This is a genomic window from Xenorhabdus bharatensis (assembly GCF_037996705.1).
Taxonomy (GTDB): Bacteria; Pseudomonadota; Gammaproteobacteria; order Enterobacterales; family Enterobacteriaceae; genus Xenorhabdus; species Xenorhabdus bharatensis.
This window is the reverse complement of record NZ_JBBMXG010000003.1, coordinates 184,482-201,233: the sequence shown is the minus strand read 5'-3', so window position 1 is coordinate 201,233 and position 16,752 is coordinate 184,482. Positions and strand designations below refer to the sequence as shown.

Sequence of the window (16,752 nt, the reverse complement as noted above, 5' to 3'; positions counted from 1 at the left end):
GATGGTGGAAGCTCAGAGCCAGCAGCCATTCACCGTTATCGGCATCATAAGCCGTATTGACGACGAACAACGGGGCCTGACTGATATCCAGCCGGTGGGCGAGATGTGCCTGTAATTGCGCGGCGATATTTTCCGGCGAGGCGGGAATAAATTCGCTCACGGTCAGGGAGGCCTGCCGCCAGACCACCTGTACCGGCTGGCCCAGTCCCTGCCAGTAAAATGCCGTGCGCAGGATATCATGACGGTCGATGACCTGTTGCAGGGCGTGCAGAAAGTCATCCAAATAAACACGGGAGTCGAAGGCCAGTACACTATTTAACAGGTAGGCATCTCGATCCGCCTGCAACTGGTAATGGAACAGAATACCGGTCTGTAAAGGCGACAGCGGGTAGATATCCTGCACATTGGCATGACCGCCGGTTACGGAGGCCGCAATGGTGTCAATGTCAGTCTGTGACAGCGTCATCAATGGCAGCATCTCCGGCGTGATGTGTGTACAACCGTCCGGAATGCGGTTGGGTGGCACCCCATCACTCGGTGTACCCTGTCGGATTATCGTCTGGGCCATCTCCATAAGCCGTGGCGCGGAGAAAACGCTGCGCACTGCCAGCGAATAACCCCGGTGACGCAGTTGTTCAATCAGACTGACGGCAATCAGGGAATGGCCCCCCAGTTCAAAGAAATGATCGCGACGGCCGACTTGCTCTACGCCCAACAGCGATTGCCAGATTTCTGCCAGTTCGGTTTCCACCTCACCGATCGGTGCTGCGTAGCCGTGTGTTATCACCGCCGACTGATCGGGTTCAGGCAGGGCCTTGCGATCAAGTTTGCCATTCGGGGTCAGCGGAAAAGCGTCTAACATGACAAAGGCAGTGGGGATCATAAATTCCGCCAGACGGGTACGTAACTGCTCACGCAGACGGCCCGCGTCCAGTGTGATATCCGGTTGTGGTACCACGTAGGCCACCAACCGTTTTTCGCCGTTACTCTCCTCACGGGCGAGCACCACGGCATCCCTGACCCCGTCACAGGCCAGCAGTTGCGCTTCAATTTCCCCCGGTTCAATGCGGAATCCCCGGATCTTGACCTGAAAATCCGCGCGGCCCCGATATTCAAGGTTACCCTCCGGCAACCAGCGGCCTAAATCACCGGTTTTATACAGGCGGGCATCCGGTTGAGTACTGAATGGGTCGGCAACAAAGCGCTCTGCCGTCAGGTCAGAACGATTCAGGTAACCCCGTGCGACACCCGCACCGCCGATGTAAATTTCACCGGTAACACCCAGCGGGACCGGTTGCCCGGCGGGATCAAGCAGATAGATTTGGGTATTGGCAATCGGGCGGCCAATATGGGGGGCAAAGCCATCAGCTCTGTCCATCCGTGTCCAACTGGAATAGGTGGTGGTTTCTGAGGGGCCGTATAAATTACACACCGACCGGACAGTGGATTGAGTAAATAACCGTTCCACCAGAGACGCTTTAAGGGCTTCTCCGGCGACATTCACGGTGTGTAGGGACGGAGGTAAAGCATCCGAATTCATCAACGGCGTGAGGGCGGACGGGACGGTATTGATCAGACTTATCGCTGGATTGGAAGTGTCTGACGGGGTATGAATCAATGACAAGATATCGTCCACAAGATGCACCGTGCCGCCGGAAATCAGCGGGGCAAAGCATTCATACACCGCCAAATCAAAATTCAGCGACGTGGCAAACAGGGTATGTGCCAACTCTTCGGCGCTGAACGTCTGTTTCGCCCAACTGAGGAAGTTCACGGCATTCCGGTGCGTAATGGCAACCCCTTTGGGTTGGCCGGTGGAGCCGGAAGTGTAAATCACATACGCCAGATGCTGTGAAGTCAGCCCCAGCCTGTTCCTCTCTGGATTATGATCCGGTAGGACAGCAAACAGGGTGGTCTGAGCGTCAAGCCGCACGGTGGGGATTGAGTTGGCCCATGCCTCTGCCAATCCGGTTTGCGTCAGCAACGCAACAGGCGCTGCATCTTCCAGCATATAGGCCAACCGTTCGGCGGGATAAGCTGGATCGAGGGGCACATACGCGCCACCAGCCTTCAGGATAGCCAATATTCCCACGATCATATCGGGGTTACGCTCAGCACAAATCGCCACCCGATCATCGGGTTTTACGCCTAATTCAATCAGATAATGGGCCAGTTGGTTGGCCTGACGATTGAGAGCTTCATAACTCAGCGCTTGCTCTTCAAAGAGTACGGCAATCGCCTCTGGTGTCAGCGCAACCTGTTGTTCAAACAGCCCATGGATAAGCGCATATTGCGGAAAATCAACCTGTGTTGCGTTGAAATCCACCAGTAACTGTTGGCGTTCTGTTGCCGGCAAAATAGATAAGCTGAGCACCGGTTGCTGAGCATCCGTGGTCAGCGCATCCGCCAGCTCACTGAGGGTGGTGTACAGATAATGTGCTACTCTGTCAGGATCAATCCCGTCCACGGTCTGAGCAGCCAGCGTGAAACCGTCCCCGTGATCATCCACCGAGAGGGTAATGGGATAATTCGTCCGCTCCTCAGACAGTAATACACGCATACCTGCCCAAGCGGGATTGTCACCCGCGTCTGACGGGCTGTGCCGGTAATTGAACAGGGCACTGAACAGCGGCAGGGGCGGAAGCACTCCGCTGCACCGCTGGGCCAGTGCCAGTGGGGCCTGTTCATGCTCCAGTAAGGCCGCCAGATCCCGCGCCGTCGCCTGCACGGCTTCCCGTACACTGCGATTTTTCAGCGATATTCTGACCGGCAGGGTATTGATAAACATCCCCATGACCTGATCGGCGCCTGTGGTGCCTTGCAGCCGTCCCGACAACACCGTGCCGAACACCACCTCATCACGGCCGCTGGTGTGAGCCAGTACCTGCGCACAGGCCACATGGAACAGCACGCCGGGACTGATACCCAGCTGGCGAGCCTGTGCACGCAGGGTATCCGCCAGCGCGCTGTCCAGTGGTAAGCGGGCTTCGGTAACGGACTGTCCATCGCCCTGTACGTTCAGTAAACCAAACGGGGCGGTGGGTTCATCAATATCGGCCAGTTGCTGACGAAAATAATCTTCATGTACCGAAGCCGGTACACTCAGCGTCTGGGCAATAAAGTTACGGTACGGCAGTGGCACAGGCAGGGATCCCTCTCGTCCCTGTAATAGCTGCTGGATTTCATCCATGATTAATTCCAGTGTGACATGGTCGCAGACCAGATGATGGAAGTTCAGTGTTAACAGCCATTCCCCGCTATCGGCATCATAAGCCGTACCGGCGGCGAACAACGGGGCCTGACTGATATCCAGCCGGTGGGCGAGATGTGCCTGTAATTGCGCGGCGATATTTTCCGGGGAAACGGGAATAAATTTATTCACGGTCAGGGAAGCCTGCCGCCAGACCACCTGTACCGGCTGGCTCAGTCCCTGCCAGCAGACCGCCGTGCGCAGAATATCATGGCGGTCTATCACTTGTTGCAGGGCATCAAGAAAAGCCTCCCGATGTGCTTGGGTATCAAACGCCAACAGGCTGTTTAACAGGTAGGCATCCCGATCCGTCTGTAACTGGTAATGGAACAGAATACCGGCCTGTAAAGGCGACAGCGGGTAGATATCCTGCACATTGGCATGACCGTTGGTTACGGAGGCCGCAATGGTGTCAATGTCCGTCTGTGACAGCACCACCAATGGCAGCATCTCCGGCGTGATGTGTGTGCAACCGTCAGGAATAAGGTTGGGCGGCACCCCATCATCCGGCGTCTCTTGCTGGGCTTCTATCGTCTGTGCCATCTCCGCCAGTATTGGCATTGAGAAAACGCTACGTACTTCCAGTACGTATCCCCGACGGCGCAGTTGTTCAATCAGATTAACGGCAATCAGGGAGTGTCCCCCCAGTTCAAAGAAATTATCGTAACGGCCAACCTGTTCCAGTCCCAGTAATGTCTGCCAAATGTCCGCTAATGCGGTTTCCACGTTACCGATCGGCGCTGCATAGCCGTGTGTTATCACGGCTGACTGATCCGGTGTGGGCAGGGCCTGACGGTCAAGCTTACCGTTGGGCGTCAGCGGTAATGTTTCAAGGATAATAAAAGCACCGGGCAGCATATAGTCAGCAAGGTGCTGAGCCAGTTGCTGACGTAGTTCAGCCGGAACCAGTTCAGTACCTTCTTCCGGTTTCAGGTAGGCAACCAGCCGTTTCTGATCTGGTTCGTCTTCCCGAATCAGAGCCACGGCTTCGCGTACACCATGACACTGTACCAGTCTGGCTTCAATTTCCCCCAGTTCGATACGAAAACCGCGTAGTTTGACCTGAAAATCATTGCGGCCAAGGTATTCGATATTGCCGTCAACACGCCAGCGACCCAAATCCCCGGTTTTGTACATACGTGCATTTGGCTCTAAAGAGAATGGATCGATCAGGAAACGCTCGGCTGTCAGCTCAGGTCGGTTCAGATAACCACGGGCAACACCGGCACCAGCGATATAAATCTCTCCGGTGATCCCCACAGGAACAGGCTGAGCATTGGCATCAAGAATATAAACCTGTGTATTGGCAATGGGGCGACCAATAGGCAGCAGTGTGCTTGCCTGACTATCACACGGATAAAGTGTTGCACAGACGGTAATCTCTGTCGGCCCGTAGGCATTGAGCATCTGCCGTCCCGCTGACCAGCGTTTGACTAAACCCGGTGTGCAGGCTTCACCGCCGACCAGTAATGTCTGGAGGGTATCGGGCAGGGAATCCATTGCTGCCAGCGCGGTAGGCGACAGGAGCACATGGCTGATGGCATGGGTTTCCAGATAGTTGGATAGAATCACACCGGGCAGAAGATCGGCTCGTTTTGCCAGATAGAGGCGGGCTCCCGTCAGCAACGCCATAGCGCATTCCCAGACAGAGGCATCGAAACTGCCGGAAGCAAATTGGAGAACCCGGCTCTCAGGCGTGAGGGCGAGTGTATTTCGTTGGGTGATTATCAGATTACACAGGCTATGATGCTCAATCATCACGCCTTTCGGCTGACCCGTTGAACCGGAGGTATAAATAACGTAAGCCAGATGACGGGATGTCAGCCCTAATACCTGAGCATCCGGATTATCGATTCGTTGTGAAGTCAGAAGCGGTTCAGGGTCATCGAGTAAAATAGTCGGTAATGTGCAGGCGAGCTGGTCTGCCAATTCAGTGGTGGTTAACAAAACAACCGGAGAGGCATCTTCCAGCATAAAGTTAAGCCGCTCCGCCGGATAAGCCGGATCAAGGGGCACATACGCGCCACCGGCCTTCAGGATAGCCAATATGCCCACAATCATATCGGGGTCACGCTCTGCGCAAATCGCCACCCGATCATCGGGTTTAACACCCAATCCAATCAGATAATGGGCCAGTTGGTTGGCTTGACGATTGAGAACTTCATAACTCAGCGTGTGTGCTTCTCCCACCACGGCAATGGCCTCTGGCGTCAGCACAACCTGTTGTTCAAACAGTTCGTGAATAAGAGCATGCTGCGGAAAATCAGTTTGTGTGGCGTTGAAATCCACCAGTAACTGCTGACGTTCTGCTGCCGGCAGAATAGATAAGCTGAGCACCGGTTGCTGAGCGTCGGTCATCAGGGCATGAATTAATCGGTCAAGGGCGGTGTACAGGTAATGCACTATTCTGTCAGGATCAATCCCGTCCACGGTCTGAGCGACCAGCGTGAAGTTATTCCCGTGATCGTCCACGGAGAGGGTGATGGGGTAGTTTGTCCTCTCCTCTGATGCCAGCACGCGCATCCCCTTCCAGCCAGTATTTTCCGCTGAGTCTGACAGGTTATGACGATAGTTAAGCAGCACACTGAATAGCGGTAGAGGTGGGAGTACTCCACTGCACCGCTGAGCCAGTGCCAACGGAGCCTGTTCATGCTCCAGTAAAGAAGCCAGATCCTGCGCCGTCACCTGCACGGTGTCCCGTACACTGCGATTTTTCAGCGATATTCTGACCGGCAGGGTATTGATAAACATCCCCATCACCTGATCAGCACCTGTGGTGCCTTGCAGCCGTCCCGACAACACCGTGCCGAACACCACGTCATCACGGCCGCTGGTGTGGGCCAGTACCTGCGCACAGGCCACATGGAACAGCACACCGGGGCTGATACCCAACTGGCGGGCCTGTGCACGCAGGGTATGTGCCAGTGCGTTGTTCAGCAGCAAGCGAGCTTCAGTAATCGCCTGTCCGTCACCCTGCACATTCAGTAAACCAAACGGTGCGGTAGGCTCATCGATACCGGCCAGTCGTTCCCGGAAGTAATCTTCATGTACCGAAGCCGGTACACTCAGGGTCTGCGCAATAAAATTGCGGTATGGCAAGGGGGGAGGCAGCGTTTCGGCTTGCCCCTGTAATAGCTGTTGAATTTCCGCCACTATCAGCGCCAGTGTCATATTGTCACTGACCAGATGGTGGAAGCTCAGGGTCAGCAGCCATTCATTATTATCGGCATCATAAACCGTACTGACAGCGAATAACGGGGCCTGACTGATATCCAGCCGGTGGGCGAGGTGTGCCTGTAATTGCGCGGCGATATTTTCCGGCGAGGCGGGAATAAATTCGCTCACGATCAGGGAGGCCTGCCGCCAGACCACCTGTACAGGCTGGCTTAGTCCCTGCCAGCAAAACGCCGTGCGCAGAATATCATGGCGGTCTATCACTTGTTGCAGGGCATCAAGAAAAGCCTCCAGAAGTTCTCGGGTATCAAACGCCAGCAGACTGTTTAACAGGTAGGCATCCCGTTTTTCCTGCAACTGGTAGTGGAACAGGATACCGGCCTGTAACGGCGACAGCGGGTAGATATCCTGCACATTGGCATGACCGCCGGTTACGGAGGCCGCAATGGTGTCAATGTCAGTCTGTGACAACGTCACCAGTGGCAGCATCTCTGACGTGATGTGTGTGCAACCATCCGGAATAAGGTTGGGCGGCACCACACAATCCGGCGTATCCTGTCGGACCTGTATCGCCTGTGCCATCTCCGCAAGCTGTGGGGCGGAAAAAACGCTGCGCACCGCCAGTGAATACCCACGGCTGCGCAGTTGTTCAATCAGGCTGACCGCAATCAGGGAATGCCCCCCCAGTTCAAAGAAATTATCGTAACGGCCAACCTGTTCCAGTCCCAGTAATGTCTGCCAGATGTCCCTTAGTTCGGTTTCCACCTCACCGATCGGCGCTGCGTAGCCGTGTGTTATCACAGCCGACTGATCGGGTTCAGGTAAGGCCTTGCGATCAAGTTTGCCATTCGGGGTCAACGGGAAAGCGTCTAACATGACAAAGGCGCTGGGAACCATAAATTCCGCCAGACGGGTACGTAGTTGCTCACGCAGACTGGCAGCATCCAGCACGACATCCGGTTGTGGCACTAAGTAAGCGATCAGCCGTTTCTCTCCGTTACTCTCCTCACGGGCGAGCACCACGGCATCTCTGACCCCGTCACAGGCCAGCAGTTGCGCTTCAACTTCCCCCGGTTCAATGCGGAACCCTCTAATTTTGACCTGAAAATCTGCGCGGCCCCGATATTCGAGGTTGCCCTCCGGCAACCAGCGGCCTAAATCACCGGTTTTATACAGACGAGCATCCGGTTGCGCACTGAACGGGTCGGCAACAAAGCGCTCTGCCGTCAGGTCAGAACGATTCAGGTAACCCCGGGCGACACCCGCACCCCCGATGTAGATTTCACCGGTAACCCCCAGCGGGACCGGCTGTCCGGCGGGGTCAAGCAGATAGATTTGGGTATTGGCAATCGGGCGGCCGATATGGGGAACAAAACCGTCGGCTCTGTCCATCCGTGTCCAACTGGAATAGGTGGTGGTTTCTGAAGGGCCGTATAAATTACACACCGACCGGACAGCGGATTGAGCAAATAACCGTGCCACCAGAGACGCTTTAAGGGCTTCTCCGGCGACATTCACGGTGTGTAGGGACGGAGGTAAAGCATCCGAATTCATCAACGGCGTGAGGGCGGACGGGACGGTATTGATCAGACTTATCGCTGGATTGGAAGTGTCTGACGGGGTATGAATCAATGACAGGATATCGGTCACAAGATGCACCGTGCCGCCGGAAATCAGCGGGGCAAAGCATTCATACACCGCCAAATCAAAATTCAGCGACGTGGCAAACAGGGTATGTGCCAACTCTTCGGCGCTGAACGTCTGTTTTGCCCAACTGAGGAAGTTCACGGTATTCCGGTGCGTAATGGCAACCCCTTTGGGTTGGCCGGTGGAGCCGGAGGTATAAATCACATACGCCAGATGCTGTGAAGTCAGCCCCAGCCTGTTCCTCTCCGGATTATGATCCGGCAAAGCGTCAAACAAGGTAGACTGAGGTTCAATCAACACAGTGGGAACAGCACAGGCCCATTTTTCTGCCAGTCCGGTTTGCGTCAGCAACGCCACCGGTGCCGCATCTTCCAGCATATAGGCCAACCGTTCGGCGGGATAAGCCGGATCAAGGGGCACATACGCACCACCGGCCTTCAGGATAGCCAATATGCCCACGATCATATCCGGGTTACGCTCTGCGCAAATCGCCACCCGATCATCGGGTTTGACCCCCAATTCAATCAGGTAATGGGCCAGTTGGTTGGCTTGACGATTCAGTTTGCTATAGCTGAGCGTTTTCGCTTCCCATACCACGGCAATCGCTTCTGGTGTCAGTGCAACCTGCTGTTCAAACAGTTCATGGATCAGGGCATGTTGCGGAAAATCAGCTTGTGTGGCGTTGAAATCCACCAATAACTGTTGCCGTTCTGCTGCCGGCAGAATGGGCAAATCCAGAATCGGTTGTAAAGGTTCTGTTTGCAGCGCTTCTGTCAGGCTCTGAAGTGCCGTATACAGGTAATGCATCATGCGATCAGGATCAATACCCGCCACGCTTTGGACTCCCAGAATGAAGCTATCTCCGGAATCATCCACGGAGAAGGTGATGGGATAGTTGGTCTGCTCTTCCGATACCAACACGCGCATTCCGTTCCAGCGGGCATTTTCTGCTGAGTCTGACAGATTATGGCGATAGTTAAGCAGCACACTGAACAGCGGCAGCGGCGGCATAACCCCGCTGCACCGCTGAGCCAATGCCAACGGAGCCTGCTCATGCTCCAGTAAGGCCGCCAGACCCCGCGCTGTCGCCTGCACGGTTTCCCGTACATTCTGCGTGCTCAGGACTATCCGGATCGGCAGGGTATTGATAAACATCCCCATCACCTGATCGGCGCCTGTGGTGCCTTGCAACCGTCCTGACAACACCGTGCCGAACACCACATCATCGCGGCTACTGGTGTGAGCCAGTACCTGCGCACAGGCCACATGGAACAGTACACCGGGACTGATACCCAACTGACGCGCCTGCGCACGCAGGGTATGTGCCAGCGCGCTGTCCAGTGGTAAGCGGACTTCTGTCACATCTGCGCCACTTCCCTGTACATTGAGCTGACCAAACGGGGCGGTGGGTTCATCAATGTCGGCCAACTGTTGGCGGAAATAATCTTCATGTACCGAAGCGGGTACGCTCAGGGTTTGGGCAATAAAATTGCGGTACGGCAAGGGGGGAGGCAGCGTTTCGGCTTGCCCCTGTAATAGCTGTTGAATTTCCGCCACTATCAGCGCCAGTGTCATATTGTCACTGACCAGATGGTGGAAGCTCAGGGCCAGCAGCCATTCACCGTTATCGGCATCATAAACCGTACTGACAGCGAATAACGGGGCCTGACTGATATCCAGTCGGGAGGCGAGATGTGCCTGTAATTGTGCGGCGATATTTTCCGGTGCGACGGGAATAAATTCGCTCACGGGCAGGGAGGCCTGTCGCCAGACCACCTGTACCGGCTGGCTCAGTCCCTGCCAGCAAAACGCCGTGCGCAAAATATCATGGCGGTTTATCACCTGTTGCAGGGCGTTCAGAAAGTCATCCCGATAAGTGAGGGAGTCGAAAGCCAATACACTGTTTAGCAGGTAGGCGTCCCGATCCGCCTGTAGCTGGTGATGGAACAGAATACCGGTCTGCAAAGGCGACAGCGGGTAGATATCCTGCACATTGGCATGACCGCCGGTCACGGAAGCCGCAATGGTGTCAATGTCCGTCTGTGACAGCATCACCAGTGGCAGCATGTCGGGGGTGATACGTGTACAGTTATCGGGAATACGGTTGGGTGGCACCACACAATCCGGTGTATTCTGTCGGGTTATCGCCTGTGCCATCTCCATAAGCCGTGGTGTGGTAAAAACGCTGCGTACTTCCAGTACATATCCCCGACGGCGCAGTTGTTCAATCAGACTGATCGCAATCAGGGAATGGCCCCCCAGTTCAAAGAAATGATCGTGACGACCGACCCGTTCTAAGCCCAACAGAGACTGCCAAATTTCTACCAGCACAATTTCTACATCATCTGTCGGTGCTTCATAATCCTGACTGATCACAGCGGATAAGTCCGGCGCAGGCAGGGCTTTGCGGTCGAGCTTGCCGTTGGGTGTCAGCGGGAAGGCATCCAATATGACAAAGGCATTGGGGATCATATATTCCGCCAGACGCTGTGCCAGTTGCTGGCGTAGGTCAGCCGGCTCTGGCTTCATACCCGATTCCGGACAGAGATAAGCCACCAACAGATCTTCACGCGCTATCACCACTGCCTCATCCACACCGGAACAGCACACAAGCTGAGCTTCGATCTCACCCGGTTCAATCCGGAAACCGCGCAGTTTGATCTGAAAATCATTCCGGCCGAGGTATTCGATATTGCCATCCGGTCGCCAGCGGCCTAAATCACCGGTTTTGTACATGCTGGCATCAGGCTGTGGACTGAAAGGATCAACCACAAACCGTTCTTTCGTCAATTCAGGCCGGTTCAGGTATCCCCGGGCAACCCCTGCGCCTCCGATATAAATCTCGCCCGGGACGCCGAGGGGAACAGGCTGGCCCCCATCATCAAGCAGATAGATGCGGGCATTGGCTATCGGATGACCGATGCTGGGAGACGGCAGGGAATGATCTATCACACAAAAAGTCGAATCAACGGTACATTCTGTGGGACCGTAGACATTGATAAAACAGGTCGTTTTTATTTGTTGCAAGCGCGACCATAAGACAGAGGAAATGGCCTCGCCGCCGATTAACGTCAGTTTGGGCTGATAATCCGTATCGGTACCCAGCCCCGCATTCAGCAGCCATTGCAGCTGTACGGGGGTACAGTCAAACAGATCCACCGCATGATGTGCCAGATAACGCCAGAGTTGCGCCCCATTAGCACGAATAGCCTCCGGGATGATGACCAGTGTATGACCCGCCAGCAATTGCAGCCAACTCTGTACCGAGGCGTCAAACACGATACTGGCATTCAGGGCAGTGCGACACGGTGCCGTGAAGTTAATCACTGATTGCAGGCCGGTATACAGATTGATGACATTGTGGTGAGTCACCCCGATCCCCTTGGGCTGTCCGGTCGAACCGGAGGTATAAATCACATAGGCCAGATGGTGTGAACTCAGCCCCAATGAGATTGTATCGGGGTTATGGTCAGGCTGAATATCAAAAAGCGATGTTTGGTTATCGGATGTTTGGCTGTCAAGTTGCACCGTGAGGATCGGATAAACCAATTGACCCGCCAACCCGGTTTGCGTCAGCAACGCCACCGGTGCCGCATCTTCCAGCATATAGGCCAACCGTTCGGCGGGATAAGCCGGATCAAGGGGCACATACGCGCCACCAGCCTTCAGGATAGCCAATAATCCCACGATCATATCCGGGCTACGTTCAGCGCAAATCGCCACTCGATCATCCGGCTGTATACCCAATCCAATCAGATAATGGGCCAGTTGGTTGGCCCGGCGATTCAGTGCATCATAACTCAGCGAGTGTGCTTCACCTACCACGGCAAGGGCCTCTGGCGTCAGCACAACCTGTTGTTCAAACAGTTCGTGAATAAGAGCATGCTGCGGAAAATCAGCTTGTGTGGCGTTGAAATCCACCAGTAACTGCTGACGTTCAGACTCAGGCAGGATGGGCAAATCCAGAATCGGCTGTAAAGGTTCCTTATGCAGAGCTTCTGTCAGGTTCTGAAGTGCCGTGTACAGGTAATGAACCATTCGGTCAGGATCGATACCCGTCACGCTCTGGACTCCCAGAATGAAACTATCCCCAAAATCATCCACGGAGAGAGTCAGCGGATAATTTGTTTGTTCTTTGGCATCCAACAGACGCATTCCTTCCAGTATGGGATGCTTTTCGGGAGATGATGAATTGTGACGATAGTTAAGCAGCACACTAAACAGAGGTAAGGGCGGGATCACTCCGCTGCACCGCTGGGCCAGCGCCAGTGGGGCCTGTTCATTCTCCAGTAAGGTGGCTAAATTCCGGGCCGTATTCTCCACGGTTTCCCGCACACTGAGATGACCAAGAGAAATTCGGATCGGCAGGGTATTGATAAACATCCCCATAATCTGATCAGCTGCGATGCTGCCTTGCAATCTCCCCAGTAATACCGTACCGAAGACGACATCATCACGGCCACTGGTATGAGCCAGCACCTGAGCACAGGCCACATGGAACAATACGCTCGGACTGATACCTAAACAACGGGCCTGCTCGCGCAAGGTATCCGCCAGCGCGCTGTCCAGTGGCAAATGAGCTTCTGCTATATCAGTGCCATCTTCCTGTACATTGAGCAAGCCAAAGGGTGCAGTAGGCTCATCAATATCAGCCAGTTGTTCACGGAAATACGCCTCATGCACTGAGGCGGGTATATTTAAAGTCCGGGCAATAAAGTTGCGGTACGGCAAAGGAGTAGGCAGCGCGTCTGCCTGTCCCTGCAATAATTGTTGAATTTCCCCCAATATCAGTTCAAGCGTCATATGGTCGCTGACCAGATGATGGAAATTTAGTATTAACAGCCATTCATCACTGACGGGATCGTAAGTGGTACTGGCGGTGAACAAGGGAGCCTGACTGATATCCAGCCGGGTGGCGATATGCGCTTGTAATTGCGCAGGGATATTGTCTGTCGAAGTGGGAATAAAGGGCGTCACAGGTAGTTTCGCCTGCCGCCAAACCACTTGTACTGGCTGACTCAGCCCCTGCCAATAAAATGCTGTCCGCAGGGTGTCGTGGCGATCGATGACCTGTTGCAGAGCATCAAGAAAAGCGTCCCGACGTGCTCGGGTATCAAAGGCGAGCAGACTGTTTAACAGGTAAGTATCCCCTGTCTCCTGTAGCTGGTGATGGAAGAGGATACCGGTCTGTAAAGGCGACAGCGGGTAGATATCCTGCACATTGGCATGACTACCGGTTACGGAGGCCGCAATGGTGTCAATGTCAGTCTGTGACAGCGTCACCAGTGGCAACATGTCGGGGGTAATTGCTGTGCAACCATTAGGAATGCGGTTGGGCGGTACCCCATCATCCGGCGTCTCTTGCCGGGTTATCGCCTGTGCCATATCCGCCAGTATTGGCGTTGTGAAAACACTACGCACCGCCAGTGAGTATCCCCGACGGCGCAGTTGTTCAATCAAGCTGACCGTAATCAGGGAATGGCCGCCCAGCTCAAAGAAATGGTCGTGACGCCCGACCCGTTCCAATCCGAGTAAATCCTGCCAGATTTGTGTCAGTGCAATTTCCACATCACCGATCGGCGCTTCATAATCCCGTGTGATCACTGCCGACAAGTCAGGCGTTGGCAGGGCCTTGCGGTCGAGCTTGCCGTTGGGGGTCAGCGGCAAGGTATCTAACATGACAAAGGCATTGGGCAACATATAATCCGCCAGACAACTTTTCAGCTGCTCGCGCAGATCGGCGGCTTCCAGCTTAACGTCAGGTTGCGGCACAAAATAAGCCACCAGACGTTGTTCACCCTTATCAGTTTTATGGGCGATAACCACCGCTTCCCTGACCCCTTCACAGGCCACTAATTGCGCCGCAATTTCCCCCGGCTCGATGCGGAAACCGCGGATCTTGACCTGAAAGTCATTACGACCAAGGTATTCGATATTTCCATCCGGTAGCCAGCGCCCCAGATCGCCGGTTTTATACATCCTGGCATTCGGTTGGGAACTGAAAGGATCAGCAACAAAGCGTTCAGCAGTCAGGTCAGAATGATTCAGGTAACCCCGTGCTACGCCCGCACCACCGATATAGATTTCACCCGTTACGCCCAGAGGAACAGGTTGTTGTGCTTTATCAAGTATATAAATCCGACAATTGGCTATCGGGCGGCCAATGGATAACGTTTCAGCAGCATTTAGTAAAGCACCACCATTGAGTGACAGAGAAGTGACAATGACAGTCGCTTCTGTTGGGCCGTAGGTGTCTGTCCAACGACAGTGTTGTGTTTCAGGCAGGGATTGCCAGTCGGCAAGCGAGTGAAGGTGAGTTTTTTCCCCGCCGACAGTGATTGAACGCAGGGTTGAGCAGAACCCACTGCGACCGGCTTTTATTTCCTGTCCCCACTGATGCCAGAAAGCGGTCGGTAGATCGACAACGCTAATAGCTTGTTCTTGCAGGAAGTGACTGAAGGCGGCATCCGGTATCTGAAGGTGAGAGGGCCGTAGAATTAAAGTGGCCCCTGTTGCCAGAGTCGGGAAAATCTCTGCCACGGAAGCATCAAAGGCTATCGTGGCAAATTGCAGAACGCGATCTGCCGCATTAAGCGCCGTTATCTGACATTGGGCATGAATAAAGTTCACTGCATTACAGTGCTCAATCATCACACCTTTAGGTTGCCCCGTCGAACCCGAGGTATAGATCACATAAGCCAGATGATGGCTCTGTAATCCCAGTGGTTCCGGTTCAGGATTAGCGATAGAGTATTGGGCTACCCGTTCCAGATAATCAGCCTCATCTAAGAACCAGACAGGGATATCATGGTTCAGAGCCTGTGACTGTAAATGCTGTTGGGTGAGCAGTAATTTAGGCGCGCTGTCAGACAGTATGTAAGCCCGTCGCTTATCTGGGTGGCTCGGATCTAGCGGTACATACGCCGCTCCGGCTTTTAAGATACCCAGTATGGCAATAATCATATCCGGGCAGCGTTCAACACATAGAGCAATCCGATCATCCGGCTGGATACCCGTTTCAATCAGAACATTAGCTAGCTGGTTAGCTCGCCGGTTCAGCTCATCATAACTCAGCGAGCCATACTCAGTTATAATGGCGATGGCATCCGGAGCCTGCTGTGTCCGTTGCTCAAACAGCGTATGAATAAGTGCCTCTGACGGGAGGAAGTCAGTTTGTGTGGCATTGAAAACCTCCAGTAATTGTTGGCGTTCTGTTACCGGCAGAATGGACAGCGCCAACACAGACTGACTGGGATGGTTTTGCAGTGCGTCAGCCAGCCCACAAAGAGCGGTATACAGATAATTCACCACCCGATTGGGATCAATGCTGTTCACTGCCTGAGCGACCATTGCAAAACCGTCTCCAAAATCATCCACCGACAGATCAAGCGGATAGTTTGACCACTCTTCAGAAGGCAACGAACGAACACCTTTCCAGCCGGGTTTATCCGTGGAATTTGATGGGGAATGGCGATAGTTAAACAGGGCACTGAACAAAGGTTGGGGAGATATAACACTGCTGAAACGCTGGGCGAGAACGAGTGGGAATTGCTCATGTTTCAGTAGGTCAGCCAGATCTTTTGCCGTTGCCCGAACCACTTCAAGTACAGTGTGATTTTTCAGGGATATTCTGACCGGCAGGGTGTTGATAAACATTCCCATCACCTGATCGGCCCCTGTGGTGCCTTGCAGCCGTCCCGACAGTACCGTGCCGAATACCACGTCATCACGTCCGCTGGTGTGGGCAAGCACCTGTGCCCAAGCAACATGGAATAGCACACTCGGACTGATCCCCAGTTGACGAGCCAGTGCGCGGAGGGTTTGTGCCAACGTTATATCCAGACACAATCGGGCTTCCGTCATCTCTGTCCCATCCCCCTGTACATTAAGTAAACCGAAAGGTGCTGTGGGTTCATCAATATCCCCAAGTCGCTGACGAAAATAGTCCTCATGCTCCGAAGCCGGTACACTCAACATTTGGGCAATAAAGTTTCGGTACGGCAGTGGCACAGGTAGAGACTCAATTTCTCCTTGTAATAATTGCTGAATCTCACCCATGATCAACTCTAGTGTGACATGGTCACTCACCAGATGATGAAAACTCAGTCCCAGTAACCATTCGTGACTGTCTGGATCGTAGACGGTACTGGCAGCGAACAAGGGCGCCTGACTGATATTTATGGGGACGACAATATGCGCCTGTAATTGCGCAGAGATATTCTCTGGTGATGTCGGGATAAAAGGGGTCACAGGTAAGGTCGTTTGACGCCAGACCACTTGTACTGGCTGACTCAGCCCCTGCCAACAAAAGGCGGTACGCAGGATATCATGGCGGTCGATGACCTGTTGCAGAGCCGCAAGGAAAGCCTCCAGACGCGCTTGGGTATCAAAAGCCAGCAGGGCATTTAATAAGTAAGCATCGCTATTTTCCTGTAACTGGTTGTGGAATAAAATACCTTCCTGCAAGGGTGATAGCGGATAGATATCCTGTACATTAGCAGCCCCGCCGGTTACCGTCGCAATGATGGTGTCAATTTCAGTTTGTGACAGCGTCACCAGTGGCAGCATCTCAGGCGTAATAGCTGTGCATCCATCGGGAATGCGGTTGGGTGGGATCAGAATAGGTGAAGTATCCATCCCTGTCTGTATCGCCTGCGCCATCTCTGCCAGTAGCGGTGTGG

1 protein-coding gene (cut by both window edges) is annotated in these 16,752 nt (G+C 54.0%); it reads right to left on the bottom strand.

Every position in this 16,752-nt window falls within one protein-coding gene, locus tag AAC855_RS04590, for a non-ribosomal peptide synthase/polyketide synthase (RefSeq protein WP_340608445.1), read on the bottom strand. The gene is 34,131 nt long; 14,111 of those nucleotides lie to the left of the window and 3,268 to its right, leaving coding positions 3,269–20,020 in view — codons 1,090 (partial) to 6,674 (partial); the first complete codon in reading order (the gene reads right to left) occupies nt 16,748–16,750. Both codon boundaries (start and stop) fall beyond the window edges.